The organism is Pseudomonas batumici (assembly GCF_000820515.1).
In the GTDB taxonomy this organism is placed as follows: domain Bacteria; phylum Pseudomonadota; class Gammaproteobacteria; order Pseudomonadales; family Pseudomonadaceae; genus Aquipseudomonas; species Aquipseudomonas batumici.
Genome location: NZ_JXDG01000042.1, coordinates 170,592 through 191,988, shown reverse-complemented (window position 1 = coordinate 191,988; position 21,397 = coordinate 170,592). Strand labels below are relative to the sequence as shown.

General features: G+C 61.3%; 18 protein-coding genes and 1 pseudogene. 10 read left to right on the top strand and 9 right to left on the bottom strand.

All coding sequences use genetic code 11. The features are described 5' to 3' along the window. Window positions 1-306, top strand: a 306-nt coding sequence (locus UCMB321_RS17185; RefSeq protein ID WP_040068995.1) for an amino acid ABC transporter permease, incomplete at its 5' end; no start/stop codon positions are given. Window positions 307-409: 103 nt separating this feature from the next. Next, window positions 410-1,171 (top strand): ABC transporter ATP-binding protein, encoded by a 762-nt coding sequence (locus UCMB321_RS17180; protein ID WP_040068993.1) that lies wholly within the window; start codon window positions 410-412, stop codon window positions 1,169-1,171. Window positions 1,172-1,272: 101 nt separating this feature from the next. Here UCMB321_RS17180 and UCMB321_RS17175 read toward each other — a convergent pair whose 3' ends face one another. Further along, window positions 1,273-1,908, bottom strand: a complete 636-nt coding sequence (locus UCMB321_RS17175; protein WP_040068992.1) for a LysE family translocator — start codon at window positions 1,906-1,908, stop codon at window positions 1,273-1,275. 492 nt (window positions 1,909-2,400) lie between these two features. On the opposite strand from UCMB321_RS17175, the pseudogene UCMB321_RS17170 reads away from it, so the two are divergent. Next, window positions 2,401-2,595 (top strand): annotated as a pseudogene (locus UCMB321_RS17170) (MFS transporter); the annotation flags it as partial. A 63-nt stretch (window positions 2,596-2,658) separates the two neighbouring features. Here UCMB321_RS17170 and UCMB321_RS17165 read toward each other — a convergent pair. Then, entirely contained in the window at window positions 2,659-3,759 is a 1,101-nt protein-coding gene (locus tag UCMB321_RS17165) for a LacI family DNA-binding transcriptional regulator (protein ID WP_052451281.1), read from the bottom strand. Between the two features lie 183 nt (window positions 3,760-3,942). Between UCMB321_RS17165 and UCMB321_RS17160 the strand changes: the two genes are divergently transcribed. The 4 genes from UCMB321_RS17160 to UCMB321_RS17145 are packed head-to-tail and all read left to right on the top strand — an operon-like array spanning window position 3,943 to window position 7,567. Continuing rightward, entirely contained in the window at window positions 3,943-5,055 is a 1,113-nt protein-coding gene (locus UCMB321_RS17160) for a fatty acid desaturase family protein (protein WP_040068987.1), read from the top strand. Between the two features lie 36 nt (window positions 5,056-5,091). Then, window positions 5,092-5,412: a MocE family 2Fe-2S type ferredoxin gene (locus tag UCMB321_RS17155; protein ID WP_040068985.1), complete on the top strand. Its 321-nt coding sequence runs from the start codon at window positions 5,092-5,094 to the stop codon at window positions 5,410-5,412. A gap of 18 nt (window positions 5,413-5,430) precedes the next feature. Beyond that, window positions 5,431-6,672: an NAD(P)/FAD-dependent oxidoreductase gene (locus tag UCMB321_RS17150; RefSeq protein WP_040068983.1), complete on the top strand. Its 1,242-nt coding sequence runs from the start codon at window positions 5,431-5,433 to the stop codon at window positions 6,670-6,672. A gap of 1 nt (window position 6,673) precedes the next feature. Next, window positions 6,674-7,567: a sugar phosphate isomerase/epimerase family protein gene (locus UCMB321_RS17145; protein WP_157015984.1), complete on the top strand. Its 894-nt coding sequence runs from the start codon at window positions 6,674-6,676 to the stop codon at window positions 7,565-7,567. Here the strand turns inward: UCMB321_RS17145 and UCMB321_RS17140 are convergent. The 7 genes from UCMB321_RS17140 to mhpA all read right to left on the bottom strand — a co-directional run bounded on the left by UCMB321_RS17140 (window position 7,561) and on the right by mhpA (window position 16,333). Next, window positions 7,561-8,880 carry an outer membrane protein transport protein gene (locus tag UCMB321_RS17140; RefSeq protein WP_040068981.1) on the bottom strand — a complete coding sequence of 440 codons (1,320 nt, stop codon included), beginning with the start codon at window positions 8,878-8,880 and terminating at the stop codon, window positions 7,561-7,563. The two genes, UCMB321_RS17145 and UCMB321_RS17140, sit on opposite strands and share 7 nt — an antisense overlap. Window positions 8,881-9,050: 170 nt before the next feature. After that, window positions 9,051-10,952, bottom strand: a complete 1,902-nt coding sequence (locus tag UCMB321_RS17135; RefSeq protein WP_040068978.1) for an acyl-CoA synthetase — start codon at window positions 10,950-10,952, stop codon at window positions 9,051-9,053. Next, the gene (locus UCMB321_RS17130; RefSeq protein WP_040068976.1) at window positions 10,952-11,908 is read right to left on the bottom strand and encodes a fumarylacetoacetate hydrolase family protein; all 957 of its coding nucleotides are present in this window, start codon (window positions 11,906-11,908) and stop codon (window positions 10,952-10,954) included. The genes UCMB321_RS17135 and UCMB321_RS17130 overlap by 1 nt, the downstream gene beginning before the upstream one ends. 114 nt (window positions 11,909-12,022) lie before the next feature. Further along, window positions 12,023-13,114: a VOC family protein gene (locus UCMB321_RS17125; protein WP_040068974.1), complete on the bottom strand. Its 1,092-nt coding sequence runs from the start codon at window positions 13,112-13,114 to the stop codon at window positions 12,023-12,025. 86 nt (window positions 13,115-13,200) lie between these two features. Next, the gene (locus tag UCMB321_RS17120; protein WP_040068973.1) at window positions 13,201-13,815 is read right to left on the bottom strand and encodes a TetR/AcrR family transcriptional regulator; all 615 of its coding nucleotides are present in this window, start codon (window positions 13,813-13,815) and stop codon (window positions 13,201-13,203) included. Between the two features lie 179 nt (window positions 13,816-13,994). Next, window positions 13,995-14,675, bottom strand: coding sequence for a TetR/AcrR family transcriptional regulator (locus UCMB321_RS17115; RefSeq protein WP_052451280.1), 681 nt, complete (start codon window positions 14,673-14,675; stop codon window positions 13,995-13,997). A gap of 2 nt (window positions 14,676-14,677) precedes the next feature. Beyond that, the gene (gene mhpA / locus UCMB321_RS17110) at window positions 14,678-16,333 is read right to left on the bottom strand and encodes a bifunctional 3-(3-hydroxy-phenyl)propionate/3-hydroxycinnamic acid hydroxylase MhpA (protein WP_040068972.1); all 1,656 of its coding nucleotides are present in this window, start codon (window positions 16,331-16,333) and stop codon (window positions 14,678-14,680) included. A gap of 180 nt (window positions 16,334-16,513) precedes the next feature. Between mhpA and UCMB321_RS17105 the strand changes: the two genes are divergently transcribed. The 3 genes from UCMB321_RS17105 (at window position 16,514) to UCMB321_RS17095 (ending at window position 21,390) form a co-directional block, all read left to right on the top strand. Beyond that, window positions 16,514-19,408, top strand: coding sequence for an ATP-binding protein (locus tag UCMB321_RS17105; protein WP_040068970.1), 2,895 nt, complete (start codon window positions 16,514-16,516; stop codon window positions 19,406-19,408). Window positions 19,409-19,548: 140 nt separating this feature from the next. Beyond that, the gene (locus UCMB321_RS17100; protein WP_040068968.1) at window positions 19,549-19,764 is read left to right on the top strand and encodes a hypothetical protein; all 216 of its coding nucleotides are present in this window, start codon (window positions 19,549-19,551) and stop codon (window positions 19,762-19,764) included. A 117-nt stretch (window positions 19,765-19,881) separates the two neighbouring features. Continuing rightward, window positions 19,882-21,390 (top strand): efflux transporter outer membrane subunit, encoded by a 1,509-nt coding sequence (locus UCMB321_RS17095; protein ID WP_040068966.1) that lies wholly within the window; start codon window positions 19,882-19,884, stop codon window positions 21,388-21,390. Window positions 21,391-21,397: the final 7 nt, after the last annotated feature.

Sequence of the window (21,397 nt, the reverse complement as noted above, 5' to 3'; positions counted from 1 at the left end):
GCGAAGGCCTACGGTCTGACGGGCTGGAAGCTCTACGCCTACGTGATCATGCCCTCGGCCCTGCGTCGTTCGTTGCCCTACTACAGCAACGAAGTGATCCTGATGCTGCACTCGACCACCGTGGCCTTCACCGCCACAGTCCCGGACATCCTGAAAATCGCCCGGGACGCCAACTCGGCGACCTTCATGACCTTCCAGACCTTCGGTGTTACCGCGCTGATCTACCTGCTGGTCACCTTTGCGCTGGTCGGTCTGTTCCGCGTTGCCGAACGTCGTTGGCTGGCTTTTCTGGGCCCGGCTCACTAGGACTTAGCGCCCCATATGGCCGCTCATCAGGCCGTGGGCTTTGTCGCCGGTTGTGACGTCTACGCAGCGGCGACCCATTTTCCCTTAGAGGATGCTTGCGCACATGTACAAATTGACTGTTGAAGACCTGCACAAGAGTTACGGTAACCACGAAGTGCTCAAGGGCGTTTCTCTGAGCGCCAAAACCGGTGATGTAATCAGTCTGATCGGCGCCAGCGGCTCGGGTAAAAGTACCTTCCTGCGTTGTATCAACTTTCTCGAAACCCCCAACGATGGCGCCATGAGCCTGGATGGCAAGCCGATTCGCATGGTCAAGGACCACCATGGCATGCATGTGGCTGACGCTGCTGAACTGCAACGACTGCGTACCCGCCTGTCCATGGTGTTCCAGCATTTCAATCTGTGGGGCCACATGACTGTGCTGGAAAACATCACCATGGCCCCGCGCCGGGTGCTGGGTGTCAGCAAAAAGGATGCTGAAGAGCGTGCTCGGCGTTATCTGGACAAGGTTGGCCTGCCGGCTCGCGTGGCAGAGCAGTACCCGGCGTTCCTTTCCGGCGGCCAGCAACAGCGGGTGGCGATTGCTCGTGCGCTGGCCATGGAACCGGAGATCCTTCTGTTCGATGAGCCCACTTCAGCACTGGATCCGGAGCTTGTCGGGGAAGTCCTCAAAGTCATACAGAAGCTGACTGAGGAGGGGCGCACCATGCTGATGGTCACGCACGAAATGGGGTTTGCGCGACAGGTTTCCAGCCAGATACTGTTTCTGCATCAAGGCCGGGTCGAGGAGCAGGGCGGGGCAGAAATTCTGGGAAATCCACACAGCGAACGCCTCCAACAATTTCTGTCCAATGGGCTGAAGTGAGAAAAACTGACAATGGATGCGAAGGGAAAAGAATAATGCTTCGCCTCCATTGGCCGTGCCGATGGCAGTTTTGCCATGCGCCCAAAATTTGAGCTGGGAGATTAGGTCCTAGTTAACAAAAGCTTAAGTCCAGCAGCTCCGAAAACCATTGCAAGCGAACCTTCAACCCATCGGCGCGCACGTCGGTAAGCACGAATCATAGGTGCAGTTGAGAAGACAATTGCATAGCCGCAGAAGATGGTGATGCTGAGTACCGCGCAGCCAGCCAAAATGAAGGAAACTGTCGATTGCGAAGCTTCTGGGCCCAAGCCAAGCGTCATGGTGGCGACCCAGCCAAGCAGTGCCTTGGGGTTGGTCAGGTGCATGAGCAGGCCACGTTGGTACAGCTTGAAGCCGGTTATTTTAGGCGATTGTATAGCACCTGTCTCAAGTCGCTCATCGGTCTTGAGTGCAGAACGAGCAGCTTTGAAACCGAGGAAAAGCAGATAAGCCCCCCCAAAAACCTTCATGACAATCAGTGCTTTCGCGTACTCGGCCAGCACAGCAGATATGCCCGTGGCGGCAAGGGAACCCCAGAACAGAGAGCCGCTTACCACCCCTGCCGCCAAGCATAGGGCGGCTTGCCTGCCTTGCTGCATAGCAACCCCCATGATGCGCATATTGCTCGGCCCTGGACTTGCCGCACCGATGACGTAGACCGTGAAAACCAGCAATAGATGATGAAAATCAGCTGACATGCATAGCCTCGTTGAAAGATGAGTGACGGGGAGGGCACTATAGATACCACTGACCGACAAGGTCAATATAGTGACCTTTGTGAGTGTTCAGTGATCGGTTTGGACCGCACATTCAGGCCTATAGTTACAATATTGGCGTTGCGTTCTTCTCGACTTTTGGGGGGCTTGATACCCGCTGAAAACGACTCCAAAAACAACTCCATGAAGAACAATGGTTACGGGGCCATGACCTTGAGTGATGCTGATTTGACATTAGTTGTTACATCCTTGTATCAAGGCAGCCTTGGTAGCCGATTCGAAAGGGAAAACCGGCACCACCCGCCAAATCACCACACACCTGCACCTATGTTCATGGCAAGGAGCCTGAAGTGAGCATTTTCTGATGTTCAATGCTGTCCTAGGGCAGGGAAAATGCAAAATTCCTCTGTATCTCCACAGGCTCCGGCGTCACTGATCGAGTTGTCAGCACATACCCGTGCGCACAAAAAGCGCATGGCCTGGGCGGCGGCTATGGGTAATGGCCTGGAGACTTATGACTTCACGGTCTACAGCTTTTCGGCAGTGGCCATTGGCAAGTTGTTCTTTCCTTCCGACAGTGCGTTTGCATCGCTGTTGCTGTCATTGCTCACCTTTGGTGCCGGGTTCGCGATGCGTCCGATCGGCGCCTGGTTCATTGGTCAGCTGGCGCGCACATGCCCAGCAGCTCGGGCCGCTGTTCGCGGCGCTGGGAATGATTGAGGCGTAAGGGATTCAAGTACCCGGTGGTGATGGTTTGACACCCGCGTCGAACGATCGCTTGTCGCTGGTTCGAGCGTTCTCCGAGGTCACGATCTGCAGGGGCACATGGATGCGCTGCCGCAGAGGATCGAAGTCCGGTCGGATTTGCAGTTCCACCATCAGCTCGATCAGGGCTTGCCCCAGTAGCTGTGGCTGGGAGTCGATCACCAGGGTGATCAGGCCCTGATCCAGCGCTTGCCGTGAACGCTCGGTGGCCTCCGGCAGGATGCTGCACAGTGTCGGTGGTCGGGGCAGTTGCGCCAGCGCACTGATGATCCCGTCGCCACCGCCGCCGACCACGCACAAACCCCGCAGATCCTTATGGCGTACCAGCAGGTCCAGGGTGACCTCCTCGGTGAGATCGTTGTTGTCCAGGTTGATCACCGCCTCCAGCATCTTCAGCCCCGGCGCGTGTGCCGTCAGATAGCTGCGCAACCCTTCGACGCGGGCCTGATGGCCGAGAAACCGATGCCCACCCAGCAGCACGGCGATGCTCCCCCTGTGCGCGCTGCAGGTGTGCGCCAGCAGCCAGCCCATGGTGCGTCCCACCTCATGATTGTTCAGGCCGACATAAGGTTCCTGCGCGGCCTCGTCGATATCCGAGAGCAGTGCGACGACCGGCACTCCGGCGGCGCGAATCTGGGCGATACACGCATTGATCAACGGATGGGCGAAGCTGACCACCGCCAACCCGTCGCATTGCACCGCCAGTTGTTCGATCTGGCTCACGATGGCGTTGGGGCTGCGATCCACGATGTAGTCGAAACGGCAGCTCAGGTTGGCGTCGGGCTGCCGTTGCGCCGCCACGTTGATAGCGGCTGCCAGGTTGCCATAGAACGCCTGGGCGGTACCGAGCAGGAGAATGCCGAAACGGTAGCTGGGGCGTCGTTCGCGGATGCGCTGGCCGATCAGCCGGGCGGCGAAATAACCGACCGCCTCGGCCGCCTGGAACACGCGCTCGGCGGTCTGTGGATTGACCGGGGCACGGGCGTTGAGCACTCGATCGACGGTGGCGACACTCAGGCCGGCCTGCTCGGCGACGGTGCTGATGGTCGGGCGTAGGCGCTGGTTCATGATGGGCCCCCGGGTCGCCTTGATAGAAAACTATCAAGCTGCAATGGGCTTGGATGATAGCTTGATAGGGAATGTATTCAAGGACTTGAGGGGGATTTGTGCGCTCCCTATATTTTCTCCAGCGATGCCATTCCCGCATCGAAGCAAGTGCCTAAAACCATCAAGCTTGCGGAGAACAATAAAATGCCCGAACAGCCAGCAGCTTTTGAAAACCCCGGTAAGCCCGTGCCAAGGGACTATCGATTGACCGGTCCCGAAGCCGCCAGAGCGGTACAAAAAGGCCTGGTGTCGGCCAACTGGTATCAATCCCCCATTCCCCGTAAACGCCTCAAGGAATTGATGCAGCGCCGCGACGGTCCGGCCTTGCGTGATACCGCGATCTGGTTGCTGGCGATGGTCGTGACCGGGTTCGGCGGCTACTGGTTCTGGGGCTCCTGGGCCTGCGTTCCGTTCTTCTTCGCCTATGGGCTGCTCTACGGCACGGCGTCCAATGCCCGTTGGCACGAAACGGCTCATGGTACGGCGTTCAAGACCCGCTGGATGAATGATGTGGTCTATCAGGTATCGAGCTTCATGTTCATGTTCGAACCTCAAGTCTGGCGCTGGAGCCACGCACGGCACCACACCGACACCATTATCGTCGGCCGCGATCCGGAGATCGTCGAGCCGCGTCCGCCGAGCCTGGTCATGATGGTGCTGAGTCTGTTCAGGATGCCTTATGCGTTGAAGACGATGGGGTCGGTCTGCCGGCATGCGGCAGGGCGGATGGGCGAGGAGGAGCGGACATTCATCCCCGAATCCGAATGGCCCAAGGTGGCCAGGGATGCGCGCATCTGGCTGGCCATCCATGGGCTCACCGTGGGCGCTGCGTTTTATCTGCAGAGCTGGCTTCCACTGATGTTTATCGGTCTGCCAACCCTCTACGGCGGTTGGCTGTCCTACCTGTTCGGCCTGTCGCAGCATGTCGGCCTGGCTGAGGACGTGCTCGATCACCGCAGCAACTGCCGCACGATCTACATGAACCCGCTGCTGCGCTTTCTGTACCTCAACATGAACTATCACCTGGAGCATCACATGTATCCGATGGTGCCGTTTCATGCGCTGGCGCAGCTTCACGAGGAGATCCGTCACGACTGCCCGCCGCCTTACGGCAGCCTGCCCGAGGCCTTCAGGGAAATCATCCCGACCCTCTGGAAGCAGCGCAAGGACCCGAGCCATTTCGTCTGTCGTCCGTTGCCACAACCCGCAGCGCCGACCGCCACCGTCCAGGCAGAACCTGAAGCAACGTCGGCCTGACACCTTCCTGTCCGTACCCCTACCAGAGAAAACACCATGACCGATCAATGGATCGATGTATGTGCCGTGGGCGATATCCATGAAGAAGACGTCATTCGTTTCGACCATGGCCAGCACACCTATGCCGTCTACCGCTCCGCCGACGGCGAGTTTTTCGCCACGGCGGGCCTGTGCACCCACGAGTCCATTCACCTGGCCGATGGCCTGGTGATGGATCATGTCATCGAGTGTCCCAAGCACAACGGGCGTTTTGACTACCGCTCGGGCAAAGCCCTTGGCGCACCGGTGTGCGTCAACCTCAAGACCTATGACGTTCGGGTCGAGGCGGGGCGTGTCCTGCTCGGCATCACGGCTTGACTGCACGGAGTCTGTGCCATGAATCATGCCAATGCTCCACTGGTCATCGTTGGTGCCGGGCACGCCGGTGGCCGCGCGGCCCTGACCCTGCGCGGCGAGGGTTATAGCGGTCGCCTGATCCTGATAGGCGACGAGATTCACCCGCCCTATGAACGTCCGCCGCTGTCCAAAGGGCTGTTGCAGGGCACGGTCGATCTGCCGGGTTACAGCCTGTGCGACAGGGCCCGGCTCGCCGAACTGGGCATCGAACACCTGGCCGGTAACCCGGTGCAATGCCTGGATCCGCAGCAGCATCGCCTGCAGTTGGCCGACGGCAGTTGGCTGCATTACGCCCGTTTGTTGCTGGCGACGGGAGGGCGCTCGCGCAGACTGGCCTCAGTGCCCGAGTCTCTGCTCAATCTGCTTTATCTGCGTACCCATGACGAGGCGCTGGCGCTGCGGGCTTCGTTACGGCCCGGCACCCGGTTGGTGATCATCGGCGGCGGCTTCATCGGGCTCGAAGTTGCAGCCACCGCCCGGGCCCTGGGTTGCACGGTGACTTTGCTCGAAGCCGGACCGCGCCTGGCGGCTCGGGTGTTGCCGGAACGGTTGTCCAGCGTTCTGCTGGCACTGCATCGTAGCCAGGGCGTGGATGTCCGACTGGACGTGGGCATTGAAGCGGTGCAGGGCGTTACTCAGGTTGAGTCTGTGCAACTGGTCGATGGCCAGCGGCTGTTCTGCGACTGGGTGGTGGTGGGCATCGGCATGCAACCGAACAGCGAGTTGGCCATGGCTGCCGGGCTTGAGGTCGGCCAGGGCATTCGCGTCGACGCCCAACTGCGCAGCAGTGCGCCGGACATCTTTGCCGCAGGCGATGTCTGTGAGTTCCGGCTGCACCCGCAAGGGGCTTTCCAGCGCCAGGAAACCTGGCGCAACGCCGAGGCCCAGGGGCGTCATGCCGCGCTCAACCTGCTGGGCGCCGGGCAGCCTTTCGAGATGATTCCCGGTTTCTGGTCCGATCAGTACGACTGGGGGCTGCAGACCGTCGGGGTGATCGCCGGTACCGAACCCAGTGCCAGTCGCGAGCTTCCGGGTGGCGCTTTCCTGTTGTTTCATCTGGATGGCGAGCGGCGTTTGCAAGGGGCTTGCGCCTGGGGGCCGGGTAACAGCATCGCCAAGGACATCAAGGTGTGCGAGCGCCTGATCGCTGCGCGCATTCCCCTGGACATGCGGCTCCTGGTCGATCCGGGCGTTTCTCTCAAATCCTTGCTGCGGAGTTGATATGCGTGAATTTCTGGTGTTTCAGTCCCTGTGGGCGATGCTCGATCACCGTGGTCAGTGCGACCTGCCCCTGGAGGCACAGCTGGAGCAAATCGCTGCCGCCGGCTTTGACGGCGTCACCGACCATTTCTGGGGCGGGCAACACGCGAGGCGCTTGAGTACCGCCGCCAAGGGACTCGGGTTACAGATCGAGGGCCAGGTCTTTCCGCGAACGGTGGATGACCTGGCAGCGGCGCTCGATGTTGCCTGTCGCCATGGTTGCCATCACCTCACCTTGCAGGCGGATGTGCGCCCGCGCAGCCTGGGCCAGGCTGTCCGGCTGGTCGAGGGGTGGCAGCGCCTGGCCGAGCAGGTGGACTTTCCGATTCTCCTGGAAACCCATCGTTACCGGTTGACCAGCGACCTGTTGTTCACCCTCGACCTGCTTGCCGAGATGCCCGACCTCAAGTTGTTGGCTGATCTTTCCCACTATGTCGTGGGTCGCGAGTTGCCAGAGACGGCCGTTGCCGAAGACGACGAGCAGATCCATGAAATCCTGCGTCATAGCTGGGGTTTCCATGGCCGGGTGGCCAATGGCGAACAGATTCAGGTGCCCTTGAGTTTCGCCCAGCATCGACCCTGGTTGGAGCGTTTCCTGGGCTGGTGGCGCTATGGGATCGAAGACTGGTTGGCTCGCCCAAACACCCCCGATAGCCTGTCCTTCACGTGTGAGCTGGGTCCACCGCCTTACGCCATTACCGGAGTTGATGGTGCGGACATCAGTAACCGTTGGGATGAGGCGCTGATGCTCAAGGAGCGAGTGCGTGCACTGTGGAATGACAGCCTTGAACTCCATCAGGGTGTTCCGGCATTAGAAGAAATGCCGGTTACCGTCAGGTCTATTGTCGATCAGTAGCGATAGGTCAACTGCACCGACAATTCATTGGCACTGTTATCGTATTTGGCACTATAGCTCGGTTGAAGACCTGAGTTATTCGACTGTCTCACCGAGGCCGTGGAGTCCCAAATATAACCATAAGCAACGTCTATGGTCATATCCGCATTCGGCGAAAAAGCCGCACCCAGGGTTATGGAGTTGCGGTTGCCGACCGGGATTCGCACGCTGCGGTCCGCATTTTGAACAGTGGAGGGGTCGTAGGAGTAACCGGCGCGCAGCAGCCACTGCCGGTCAAGTTGATAGGATGCACCGATCGCGCCAGCCCAGGTGTCGTGCCAGTTCAGTGTCTCGCCGACACGGCCTAGACCGAAACTCTGCCCGGCCGCGGAAACACCGCTATTGATGGCCTCGAATTTGTCGAGACGGCTCCAGCGTGTCCAGACGGTGCTCAGGTATCCGGTCCAGCGATCATTGAAATGATGAGTAATGGAGGTATCCATTGATTCAGGCGTATCAAGACCTATCCTGGCATTATATTTTCCGTTCAGGCCAAGCGCTGCGGGTGCATCGGCAACCTCGGTTTGTCCTTTGAGGTGATAGCTGACCTTCGAGTGATAAGTCACTCCCCAGCGGGTTGCATCGTTCAAGTCAAACAGGACGCCAAGGTTATAACCAATGGCCGTGTCATCTCCCTTGATGGTGACCAATGTCTCTTTGCCGTTGTTCAAGGCGCCGGTGGCCAGATTGTTCTGGAGCTTTGCATCGAAGCGGTTCAGCGTCGGACCGCCACCAATAGAGACGTAATCATTGACTCGGTAGGCGAGGGTCGGTTGCAGGGTGATCGCCTCGGTCTTGCTATAGGCGCCAAAATAGCGGCCTTGGAAGCTGCTCTCATAATTGTTGACCAGGCCGAACGGAACATAGAGCCCCAGGCCCGCCGAGAAACGGTCGTCAAGGGGGGCTGAAAAATAGGCGAAGGGAACGGCGGCCAAGGGGACGGAGTTGCCCTTGCTCGTTCCTGTGGCATTGCTCTGGGAGTCGCTGATGTTGTCCTTGATCGCGAGGACCGAGATACCGCCGCTCAGTTCGCTGCGGGGCAACTTGGTCAGCCCCGCGGGATTCCCATATATCGTGCTGGCGTCCAGCGCGGATGACGAGCGTCCCGCATAGGCGGTCCCGGCACTGCTGGTGCTTTGCTCATTGAGCGTAATGCCATTGGCCAGTGCCGTTGTCGACGTGCCGATCATGGCAACGGTATAAACCAGTTTGAGCCAACTAATGGGCGTTTGGTGAGTGCCCAGACAAGGTGCTACGCGACGCTTCTGATTCATGATGTTTACCTCGTTATTGTTTTTGTCGATTGCATCAGGCAGATGACGCAGGCAAGGCTTCGCCTTTCCGTGTACTTCTGGGTGGAAGTCGGATTTGATCTATTGCTTGATAATCCCTGGCAGCTCAGTGTCAGGGGGTATTGTTCGGGATTGCAGAGTTGGACTTGTTTTCAGTCGATCCAGTCAACTTGAAAGCTGTAACACCCCAGGAGAGGGGCAAGAATTTTTTGGTGAGCGCCTGCTCGGATGCGAACTAAAAGTCCTCGGTTATTATCTTGCACGACGTTGACCTCAATACCGGAGAGCCCAAGGTGTCCGATCTCCTGCTGCACGGTGTTGGCGACCTCTCGTTGTTGCAGGGCTGGTTTGAATATCTTGCCCACCGCGGTCAGTGGTAGTTCCTTCAGTATTTCAATTCGTTTGGGGATGGCGGCGCGTTCGCTGATGTTGAGATGGGCGAACGCCAGCAGTTCTTCGGTCGTGCACAATTGTCCCGGCTTCAATTGGACATAGGCGACGGGGACCTCCCCGGAGTGGGCGTCGGGACAGCCAATGGCGGCAGCCAGTGCAATCGCCGGATGTGCCTGCAATGTTTCCTCGATTTGCTTGGGGTCGATGTTGTGACCTCCACGAATGATCAATTCTTTTTTGCGCCCGGTCAGCCACAGGTAGCCCTGTGCGTCCTGGCGACCCAGATCGCCGGTATTCAGCCAGCGTCGGCTGTCGATATCGATCCACAGGCCCTGATTGTGGTGCGGCTCCAGATAACCGTCGAACAGGTTGGGACCGGCGATCGTGACCAGACCGACTTCGTCGATGTCGGCGTCGCGCAGGTACAACCCGGAATCATTCAGCACCACCAAGCGCATGTCCTGATAGGCGAGGCGGATCCCGATGGAGCCAATACGTCGCTCACCGTGGGGCGGATTGACGCAGGAGACGCAGGCGCCCTCTGTGAGTCCGTAACCTTCCAGGATATGTACCCCGGTCTGGCGTTCGAACTCTCGAAAGAGTTCTACTGGCATGGGCGCGGCGCCACACAGCGCATAACGAAGGCTGGACAGGTCATGATTGCTCGGATCGTTTCTGAGCAAGGCGGCGTAGACCGTGGGCACGCCGGAAAAGAAGTTGATGCCGAAGTGTTCGACCATCGCCCAGAAGTGGGGGATAACGCCCGGGTCTCGATAGCCTTGTGCCGTGCCAAGGATCACGTGATCACCTTGGGTCCAGGGCATCAGTCCCGTGACCAGTTGTCCGTTGACATGGAAGAGCGGCAGGCCGCAAAAGATCACCTGGCCACTGCCGCGTGGTTGTAAATGTGCGGCCATGGCCCAGGCGTTGAACACTTCCGAGCCGTGAGTCCGCGCGGCAATCTTGGGGAGCCCGGTGGTGCCGCCGGTACAGAAGTAGGAGGAGCGTTCTTCCGGGCGGATTTGCCGGCCGCTCTTGAGGTGAGTCTCTGGTTGGGCCTCCAGCAGCGTCTGCAAATCGTGGATCGCGGCATTGCTGTGGAGTGCGCGGGCCTTGCGCGCCAGGCTTGCGAGCGTGTCGCGTTCAGGTTCGCTGACATAGGGCGCCATGCTGACCCAGACGATGTGCCTGATTCCGGGGAGATCGTTCAACGGGCCAGCTAATTTGGCCCACAGGTTGTTATCCAGGGTGGGCGCCAGCGTCACCACCACGGTGGCTTTGGCCGAATGCAGCAGGTTGGCGATCTGCTTCGCTTCCAGCAATGGGTTGATCGCCATGACGATCCCCGCCGCTTCGCCGCCCCAGATGGTGAAATGGGTCTCTGGCAGGTTGGGCAGGATAAAGGCGAGCACTTCCCCTGGCACGATGCCCAGGTCGTGGAAGGCATTCGCCGCGCGGGTTATCTGCGCGAAGAGCTGGGTGTAGTTCCATTCGAAGGTGCGTTTGAAGTCGATCGCATCGGGAACGAAGCTCAGTGCCGGCGCCCGAGGATTGCATTCGGCGGCACGGCGCAAGGCTTCATAGGTGCTCGAGGGTAATCCACGCTCCGAAAGCGGGACTTGTTCGAGGCTGCTGATGTCTGCCAGGCTCTGCACGGTCATCAGCGTTCTCCCACTACCCGGTTGCGCTGGACACCCAGGTCGATCAAGCCGTCGGTGCTACGAATATGCGCCTCGACCTGGTCGCCTGGCTTGAGATATTGAGAGCGTTTCTCCTGGACCTTGAGGAACATTTTCCACTTGGCGGCTTCCGGTAGCAGGGCCGCGATACGTTGCTTGCCGGGGGAGGGGACGCTCAGGGCGCAGCCAGCCGGCGTGCCGGTGGCAAGCAGGTCTCCTGGGGCAAGATCTTGAACGGATGAGAGCTCTGTCAGGGTTTCCGCGGGGCCGTAGACCAGGTTGGCGGTACTGTCGCTTTGGCGCACCTGGCCGTTGACTGTCAGGCGCAGTTGCAGCGCCTTCAGGTAATGCATGTCCTGGGGGCCCAGCAGGCAGAGGTAGGGGCCGACCGGGCCAAAGGTACGGAAGCTCTTGCCTTTGTAGAACTGCATCTGGGGAATCTGGATGTCACGGGCCGAGTAGTCGTTGACGATGACGACGCCGGCGACGAACTCATGCAGGTTGTCGTCGGTGACGGAAACGGGGCCGGTGATCGCGCGTTTCATCACCAGGCCCAGTTCGATTTCGTAGTCCAGGAAGCGCACATTGCGCGGCTTGATCAAGTCGCTGTCCGCCGCCACCAGGCAGCTCGTCGCTTTGGTGAAGATCATGTTGAAGTTCTTCGCATCGGGGTCCATGCCCGACTCGATCATGTGCTGGCGGTAGTTGGCGCCCTGGCAAACGAACTGCTGATTACGGGTTACCGGGGACAGCAGTTTGACTTCGTTCTCGGCCAGCTCGACGCCCTTCAGTTGAAGCAGGTCGTCGATACTGTTCTGGCCGATGAACTCGCCGGTCGTGGCAAAGTTTCCTGGAATCGGCGTGATCAGGTTCTGACGTATGACCCCCCAATGGACGGCATCTTGATATTCGAAGCGGACAATATGGACAGCGGGCATTGAAGGCACTCCTGAAGCATCGTTCGCCCGTTTTGTCGGGCGGAGTTGTTGTACTGGGCCAATGTGGGGCAGGGGCGCACGGGCAGCCTGCTCCAGCGCATCGGGCAGACGGTCTTATCCGAACAGGCGGAAAAGCGTCATGAGCTTGCGTAGCGTCAAGTCCGGGCTGTGTCGCAGATTGCGAATCAGAGCGCGCAGATTGACCAGCGTCAGCTTTGGCTGCGTGAAGCTCTTGGGCATGCGTTGCCCCCATTGCGCCATGGCCTCGCGGCTGACCGCATGAATGCCGGTGGGCTGCGTGGAAGTGAAAATGTCGCCGTCACAGTAGTGTTCGTGCTTGTCACCCCATGGGTCCTGCCAGTAGTCGAAGATTTGGCTACCCAGAATGTGCCGGCCGATTCCCCATGCGTGCTGCCAGCCTTGCTCCCGCAGGACGCGTTGACCCATGCCCACGGCATCGGCATCGACCAGCTCATAGGCGCTGTGGCTGTAGGTCGCCGTGAATCCCTGGGCAATGGCGAGGGTGTGGTGGTCCGTCGGAATCTCGCCGCGGTCCAGGCGCATGAACGTGACGATGGGGGTGCCATCCGGGAGAACCTGTATATCGCTGGGAATCAGTCCGAAATGCTGCGTATACCAGGCGCAGGTGGCTTGGTAATCGGCAACCTCGATGACGACATGGCCGAGGCGCAGTACTTCCGGGGGCGCTACCGGGGGCCGCTGAGCCTTGTTGATGCGTGGCTGCTTGTCCGCGAGATTGAACGCAAGCGCGGACCTGTGCGGCAGGGGATCGCTGGCGGACTGTCCATGGATGGCTTCCACAATGAATCCGGAGGGATCCCGCAGCCGGACCTGTTTGCCGATACCCGGATGCGTGATGGGCTCGACGGGCGAAGCCCCCTCGGTCTCGGCCAGGCGATCCAGATCAGCCTCGCTGCGAACTTCCAGTCCGAAGCCGAGAAAGCGTGCCTGGGCGCCCCGATGAATGCGGTAGCAGTAGGGTGTGGGGTCGGCTGCCCGGAGATAAAGCGTATCGGCATCCTGGTGACTGATGGTCAGGCCGAAGTCACTCAGAAAGCGTGCCGCGTCATCAAGGTCCGGTCGCTCGAAGATGAGGTGGGTAAGACGTTGGGCCTTGACTGTCGGGGCAGGGTGCCGGGCAGGTTGCAGCGTCTTCAGTCGAGGTACTGCGGTACTATTATTCATTGTTTTTCCTCTCCGAACTTTTTTCGGGCAAAGCCGCGCCCCGCCCCATGCATAGCAGGGGTGAAAACCATCTCGGCAGTGAAGGGCTAGTCGAGCGCGAGGAGCGCGGGCAGTTCCTCGGTCGCCAGTCGTCCAGCCTCCTGTGCAGGTACTCCCAGTGCCCGGAGCACGAATTCCGCGGTGTCGGCACCCGCATCGCGCCAGGTTCTATGACCTTCCAGCACCAGGAACATCGCGCCCAGTACACTGCTGGAGATCAGCGTGATGACCGAGAGCAGTTGCTCTTCTCTGAAGCTGTAGCACCCGCCGGCAAGCCCCTCCAACAAGTCCTTCGTGGCCTGGCTGGCGAACATCTCGCGTAGCGAGGCGTTACTCATCGCGAATCGATGAATGAAGGTGCCCCACTGCGGCTCCTCATGCGTGCGCCGGATGAAGAAGCGGATGCCGTTGGCAAGGCGGTGAGCAGGGTGGGTGAGGGTCTCGAAACTTTTGTTGACCCGTTCGTGCATTTCAGCGCTGAGATGGGCCGCAACCGCTTCGAACAGCTGCTCCATGCTTTTCACGTTGCTGTAGATCGTCCCGCGAGCAACGCCAGCCTCAAGTGCAAGATCGCTGATACTCACGTCAATGGCGCCGCGCTCGGCGAAGAGGCGAAGGGCGGCTTGATGGATGCGCCGTTGTACCGGATTCAGGGATTCCACGCTTTATCTCCAGGCTCGTCTGAGAATGTATTGAACACTCGTGTTCAATTATGGTCAACGACTTTTTTGAGCTGGAGAATGTTTTTTATCGGGATCCCTGTATCTACGGGCGTTAATAGGGGCTGGTTATTGGTTTTTTGGCTGTCGTGCCTGTGAGATTTTGAACATTTGTGTTCATTTTATGAGGGCTCTGGATCCTGGTCGACCGCTGCCAGGGCGGGGAGCGGCAGGCTGGCGATTTTCCTGGCTTTTGCAGGTGTAGCCCCCAGAGCCTTGAGGATCATTTCGGCGACCTGGATGTCGTGCTCCGCCTCCATGCGCCCCTCGACAATGGCGCGCATTGCCCCGGTCGTGCATGACAGCACCAGGTCCAGGGCGATGCCTTCGTCTTCGAAAGCAAAAGCGCCCTCACGACGGCCTTCGCGCAGGTCATCCAGCACATGGGCGGCCAATCGCGAGCGCGTGGCCTGGCCGAAATGAATGATGCGCAGAAGCGCACTGGCCCACGGGTGGTCATCGGCAGCCCGACCGATGAACATGCGCACACCGATGGACAGCCGCTGGGCGCCGCTGTGCACGCCTGTACTCAGGGCGGAGATGGTATCGGAGAACTCGGTGGCCATGGCGATGCCCACCGCCTCAAGCACTTCGTCGCGAGTGCGGAAGTAGTTGTAGATGGTGCCGTTGGAGACCGCCGCCTCCGCGGCGACCTCGAACAGGGCGATCTCCCCCACCTCCTTGCGCGCAACAAGGCGTTGTGCTGCATCCACCAGGCCGCGACGGGTGCGCTCGCGCTTTTTGTGGCCTCGCGTGAGCGCTTGGGGGGCGACTGATTCTGCAGCAGGGGTGGAAGAGGGCATTCTCAGGCTCGTAATCGGGGAGGCTCGCTGATGGTAACGGAAACGCTATCAACAATGGAGCCACGGCTCGCCATCAGGTCAATGCAGGTTTGAACCAGTTGGCCGGCTTCAGCGCCGGGAGCATGGTGCATGATGAGGCGGTCGGGACGTACCACGACCAGGGTGCCCTTGGCCGCCAGCGGCAGGAGGCCATGGCTCAGGTCCTCGATGAAGGCGCAATCGCCCTCCGGGCGCTGACCGCATGAGCCGATGTGCAGGAAGTTGCCGCCGGCTTTTTTCCAGGCGCCGATCTGATCGGCGGATAGCCGTGACAACGGGTCAACGCCAAATCCGATCAGGGTGAGGTGGTCCCCGAGCGCATCGTCACTCAGATGAACCTGTTGTTGGGCGTTGCGAACCCAGGCCTGGGGAAAGAGTCCTCCGCGAACCAGTTTGTCGCCGCGGCGATGGGGGGCGAAAAGACCGTTCTTGAAAATGTTCTTCGGTTTGATGTCCAGCTCCTCGAAGTATTTCCGGGTGGCCGGCGTCAACGCAAGCAGGCGCATCAGGCCATGGGTGAAGAAGGCCGCCAGCTTGTTCCTGGGCATGACCAGGCGTCCCATGAGCTTGGCCATATCGATCATGGCCTTTGCATGCGGCCGGCGTTCTTCGTCATAGGAGTTCAACACCGACGCCGAGGCCTGGCCGCGCAGGACCCAGGCGAGCTTCCAGGCCAGGTTGGCGACATCGCGAAGCCCGGCGACCAGGCCCTGGCCGACGAAAGGGGGCGTGATGTGGGCGGCATCGCCTGCAAGAAAGACGCGTCCCTTGCTAAAGCGGTTGCAGCAACGCGCATGGAATCGATAGACCGCCTTGCGCTCGATCTTGAGCTGTTGCGGATCGACCCAGGGCGCAATCAGCCTGGCGATGGTTTCCGGATTTTCCATTTCCTCCCGCGTCTCACCCGGTTGCAGCATGAACTCCCAGCGCTCCCTTCCACCAGGTGCGGGCATGTGCGGCGTGGGGCGTTCTGGATTGCAAAGGAACTCGATATGGTCGATCGCTGAACGGTGCCGATTACCGGCATCGACAATCAGCCAGTCCTCGGCGTAGGTCTCTCCTTCGAAGTCCTGGCCGATCAAGGTTCTGACCCTGGAGCTTGCGCCATCCGCACCCACCAGGTACCGGGCGCGAATAGAGTGGACTTGACCCTCCTGGTCCCGTACGGAGGCGAGGACATAGCCCGGCTCCTCGATCAGGCGTTCGAGTTCGAAGCCTCCCAGGCTGGTCACCGACTCGAACCGCGAGACCTGTTCTCGCATCGCCTGCTCAAGGTCGGGCTGATAGAACGTCACCAGTTTTGGGTGGCCGTCAATGCATCCGGTGGTATTGGCGCGACCGAAATCCCCGAGGACCGGGGAGCGCATCCGCACTTCGGGGATCACGATCTTCTCGAAAGCGTCCTCCGTCAATCCGGCGAGTTGCAGGATGCGCAACGCCTCGTTGTCCAGGGCGATGGCGCGGGGCATCAGCAGGATCTCATGGCTCTTGTCCAGAACCAGCGTCGTTATGCCGTAGCGTCCCAGCAGTGCCGCGAGCGTTGCACCTACCGGGCCGTAGCCCACGATCAGTACGTCGACTGCGCTTGGCGGCAGTTCGCCTGCTTTCTTGTTGTTCATACCGAGCCCTTGTTGTGGTTGTTTGTGGTCGTGAAACGCGACGTTTCATCCTCAGGCAGCATCAGGTTATGCAAAAATGAGATTTGTTTCAATATTGATTGATGTGTCATTATTGTATGGTCGCTCTTTTGCCAGCATGGAACGCCCAACTGTTTTCATCTGAGCCTGTAGGAGTCGCCTGTGGTGCGTGCGCCGTGTCATCCGAATCCACTCCGGATCCGCTTTGTCGGTTTTGAACTCGATGAGGCCAATGCCCGTTTGTCGAGTAATGGCGAGGCCGTGGCGCTGGCGCCCACACCTTTCACATTGCTGTGCGTGCTTGCGCGCCAACCGGGATTGCTGCTGAGCAAGGACGCATTGCTCGACGCGGTCTGGGGGCACCGATTCGTCAGCGAGTCGGTGTTGAAGACCGCTATCAGCGATCTGCGCACGGCATTGGGGGACACGCCCCGGCAGCCGCGATTTATCGAGACGGTGTCGCGGCGCGGCTATCGCTTCATTGCCACACCGTCCCCGACGCCGTTGACGCCCATGTCCCCTTCGAGAGCGCCGGAGGCTGACGCGCAGCCGACTCCGTTCGTCGGTCGCGTCGCTTCGCTTTCGCGCTTGCAACGGGCTTGGGACCAGGCACAAGGCGGTCAGCGTGCCGTGCTCTGGCTCGCCGGCGAGCCGGGGATCGGCAAGACCACGCTGATCGAGCATTTCATTGCCGGCCTTGACGGTGTCACCTGCGCGCGCGGTCATTGTGTGGAGCACTTCGGTACGGGCGAACCGTACCTGCCGGTGTTGGAGGCCATTGCCGGTTTGTGCCGCGTCGACCCGGCGCTGCCGACGCTTTTGCGCGCCGTGGCACCGACCTGGCTGTTTCAGCTGCCGTGGCTGAGTAGCGCACAGGAGCGCGATGCGTTGCGACACGAGCTCGCCGGTGTCGGCCCGGAGCGCATGCTGCGGGAAATGGGCGAGTTGCTGGAGCGCTACACGGAACAGCGCCCCTTGTTGCTGGTCACCGAAGACCTGCATTGGAGCGACAGGGCGACCATTCAGCTCATCGACTACATCGCCCGGCGACGCGGTCGCATCCGCTTGATGTGGTTGGCGAGTTTTCGCGTCGCCGAGGTGGTGGCACTCGACCACCCGCTCAGTTCGTTGCGTCACGAACTTCGCTTGCAGCGGTTATGCGAGGAGGTGGTGCTCGATCCGTTTTCGGAGACCGAGATCGCCGATTATGTCGCTGGGCGTTCGCTTTCGCTCGCCCGCGACGAAGCGTTCGTGCGTGCGCTGCACGATCGCACCGACGGCGTGCCACTGTTCGTGTCGTCGCTCCTCAGCGAAGTGATGGAGGGTTCGGCCGATGACGCCACCGTCGAGGCTCGGCTGGCAAACCAGGCGGTTCCCGAAAATCTGGCGGCCATCATCGACCACTATATTGCCAAGCTCGCCGGGGAAGAGCGTGACCTGCTCTCGGCGGCGGCGATATGTCGAGGCGATTTCCGGGTGGAAACGCTTGCGCTGGTCCTCGAGCGCGACCTCGCTTCGTTGGCCCATGCCTGCGAGGCGCTGGTTCGCGGGCGGATGTGGCTCACGCGGTCGCGGAGCGCCGACAGTGGCGATGCATCGGCGCTCCCTTACGCGTTCCGGCATGCGCTCTTGCGCCAGGTCCTGTACGACCGTACGCCACTTTCACTGCGCGTTCAGCTCCATCGTCAGGTCGGTGTTGCCCTTGAGCGTGAGCGGTCGCTCGGTGTGCCGGTCGCGGCGTCCGAGCTGGCGATGCACTTCGAGCGGGCCCGGCAACCGATGACCGCGCTGCGCTATTACGCCGAAGCCGCGGAGACGGCGCTGTCGCACTTCAGTCCGGCCTCGACGCTCGGCCTCACCCAGCAGGCGTTGATCCTGCTGCGGCAAGTGCCTGCCGGGGCGGAACGCGATGCGCTTGAAATCACCTTGGCCACGCTGCAAGGCGTGGCGGCGTTTCAAACCCTCGGCGTCGGTCACGAAGCCGCTGACGCCTTCGGCCGCGCCTATTCATTACTGGCAGGGGTACCCGAACATCCGATGCGTGGACGCCTGTTGCACGGGTTCGGTTACTTGCTGAGCCTGCGTGGCGACTATGCGCAGGCACTGGCGGTGGCGGCGCGTGCCGAAGCGCTGTCGTCCGGATCGGACGATCCGTTATTGATGTTGGCCGCCTGTGTCGTATACGGCGAAGTGTTCCATCTTCAAGGCGATACGCAGGCCGCCCGCGGCTGGATCGAGCGCGCCCTGGCGATCGCCGGGCCGTTGGACATCCGGGCGAGCGAGATCTTCGCGGCGGATGCCCAGGTCACGCTGCTTGGCATGCTGGCCCTTGAACTGCTGCGTTCCGGTTCGCTCGTGCAGGCTCGATCCTGCTTGCAGCGGGCCCGGGCGCGTGCGCAGGCGCTACGTCAGCCGATGACCAGCCTGGTCGCCGCCTGGCAGGAGGTGCTGATCGAGGTGCGGATGGACAACACGCTGCGCGTGGCCGCATTGGCCGACGCTATGCGGGCGCTGGTCGATGAGCACTCGCTCGCGCTGGGGCACGCACCTTGCCGTTGGTGGCGTGGCTGGGCCGACGCGCGCAACGGTTCGCCGGGCGATGGCTACCGTCGCATCCGCGCGGCCTTCGAAGAGCATGCCGGACTCGGCATGCGCTCCGGTACCAGCGAGGTGCTTGGCTACGCGGCCGAGGCCATGCTGCTGGCGGGCGATTGCGACACCGCGAAAGCCGAGCTGGAGGAGGCGCTTCGAGTGGCGGACGAACTGGGTGAGCGGGTGTATCTGCCGCAGCTGTTCCTGTTGGACGCGGCGATAGCGCGGGCTCAGGGCTGCCCCTATGCCAGCGGTGTCGCGGTGCGTCGCTCGGTAGGGGAGGCGCGTGCCCAGGGGGCGCCGTGGCTGGAGTTGCTCGCGCTTGTCGAGCTGTGCGCACAGTGCGACGCCACGGACAAGGAGCGTCAGGCCCTGGCAACGCTGGTCGAGCAGCTGCCGGAAGCCGAAGGAACCGAGCCAATGAAGCGCGCGCGCTTGCTGCTACAGGTGGCTGTTCCGGCTTGACAGCGCCTGCAGCAGTCGGACCCCGGTGGCGTCGGTGTTTTGCACGAGACCGGTCGCGACCGGACTCTGACCCTTTGCTTACAACTCGATCCGGGGACCGGTTTAGGCTGCCGTCGAACCTCTTTGATCGGTGCTCTGCAATGGTCCTGAATCCTGAATCCAAATACCCGAACCGCCGCACCTATGTGGTGAAGCTGCGTAGCGACGCGACACCGGGGGCCCTTGCGGGGCGCCTCGAAAATCTGGTGACCGGCCATCAGTGCGAGTTTTCCTGCGCTGAAGAACTGTTGGCGTCGATCACTGGCGACCTTGCGTCGATAGCCGCCGAGCGTACAGCGGACGCCGCCGGCGAGTGACGCCTCATCCCCGAAAGAACGCTCGACAGGGCGACCGAATCGCGACGCTTGGCTGACAACTTTGCGCGCTGTGGTCCCTATGCTGGCGTCATCTCGAATTTACCCGAGTCCAATCCGATGTCGCGACTTCACCCTTTTCTTTCGCTGACCCGCCATGGTGGGCAGACGACCCGCCACTCTGCCGATTGCCTGGCCGGCCCCGCCTGGGCGGCGGCGCTTGCCGTGTCGATCACGCTGGCCTTGACGGGGTGCTCCACTCCCGTCGTCGCGCCATCGCTGGACCTGCCGGCCAAGTTCGCCGCGGCCACGGCCTCCGAGATGGAGCCCGAGGCCGCGTGGTGGGAGGCCTTCAAGGATCCGGTTCTAACGGATCTGGTACGCCGCGCGATGCGCGAGAACCGCGATATCAAGATCGCCTCCGAGCGCCTCTGCGCCGCACGTGCCGGCGAGACAATCAGTCGTTCCTGGCTGTTTCCGAGCGTCAGCGGGTCCGCCTCCGGCATCGACCACAGCACTGGATACAGTGCCGCCACCAAGGCGGGCTATCCCGACGTCAAGAGTGGCGGTGTGGGTCTGGACGTTTCCTGGGAGCTTGACCTGAGCGGTCGTCTTCGGGCTGGCGCGAGCGCCGCCCAGGCGCAGGCGCTGGCCGCGGAACACAGCGTGCGCGGTGTGCGCCTGCTGGTGATGAGCGATGTTGCCAGCCACTACTTCACGCTGGTCGGTGCTTTGCGCCAGGTCGATACGCTGCGGGCCATGTCGGCGATGCAGGATGAGACGTTGCGCCTGGTCACCGCGCGCCAGCGGGTGGGGCTGGCAACCGCCTTCGACGTAGAGCGTGCGCGGGCCGACGCCGAATCCGCGCGCGCACAGATTCCGCCACTGGAAACGCTGGCGGCGGTGTCGCGTCATCGCATCGCCGTACTGATCGGTGACCAGGCCTTTAATGCCGCCGCCATCGTGCCCTCGCACGGCGATGTGCTTGTACCTCAGCCGCAGCCCGGGCAGCCGGCCACGCTGCTGCAGCGTCGCCCCGACGTGCTGGAGTCGATGGCGCAACTGGATGCGGCCAACGCGCGCCGCCAGCAGGCTGCCGCCGAATGGTTCCCGCGCCTGTTCCTCGGTGCCTCCTACGGCAACCAGGGGCTGGAGCTGAACGGTGTGGGGCTGGGCGCTGCCCGCTATACCAATGTGGCGGCCCTGTTGACGATGCCGCTGTTCAACGCCGGGCGCACCCGTGCCATCAACGACGTCGCGGAGAGCGGCCAGCGCGAAGCGCTGCTGCGTACCGAGGACGGCATCGCGCATGCGCTCGAAGACGTCGAGAACTCACTGGTCGGCCTTTCCCATGAACGCCAGCGCTCGGCCTCGCTGCAGTCGGCTGTCGCGGCCGCGGATTCCGCGCTGGGCCGCGCTCAATCGCTCTACGACCATGGCCAGATCGACCTGCTGCCGCTGCTGGACGCGCACCGTGTGCGCCTGACGATGCGCTTGAACGCCAACGACAGCAACACCCGTCTGCTGCTCGACAGCGTACAGCTTTACAAGGCGCTGGGCGGAGGCTGGCAGGTCTTCGAACCCGCGCCTTCCACCGTAACGGCCGCCGCTGTCCACCCACTTTCCTGAATCCCGT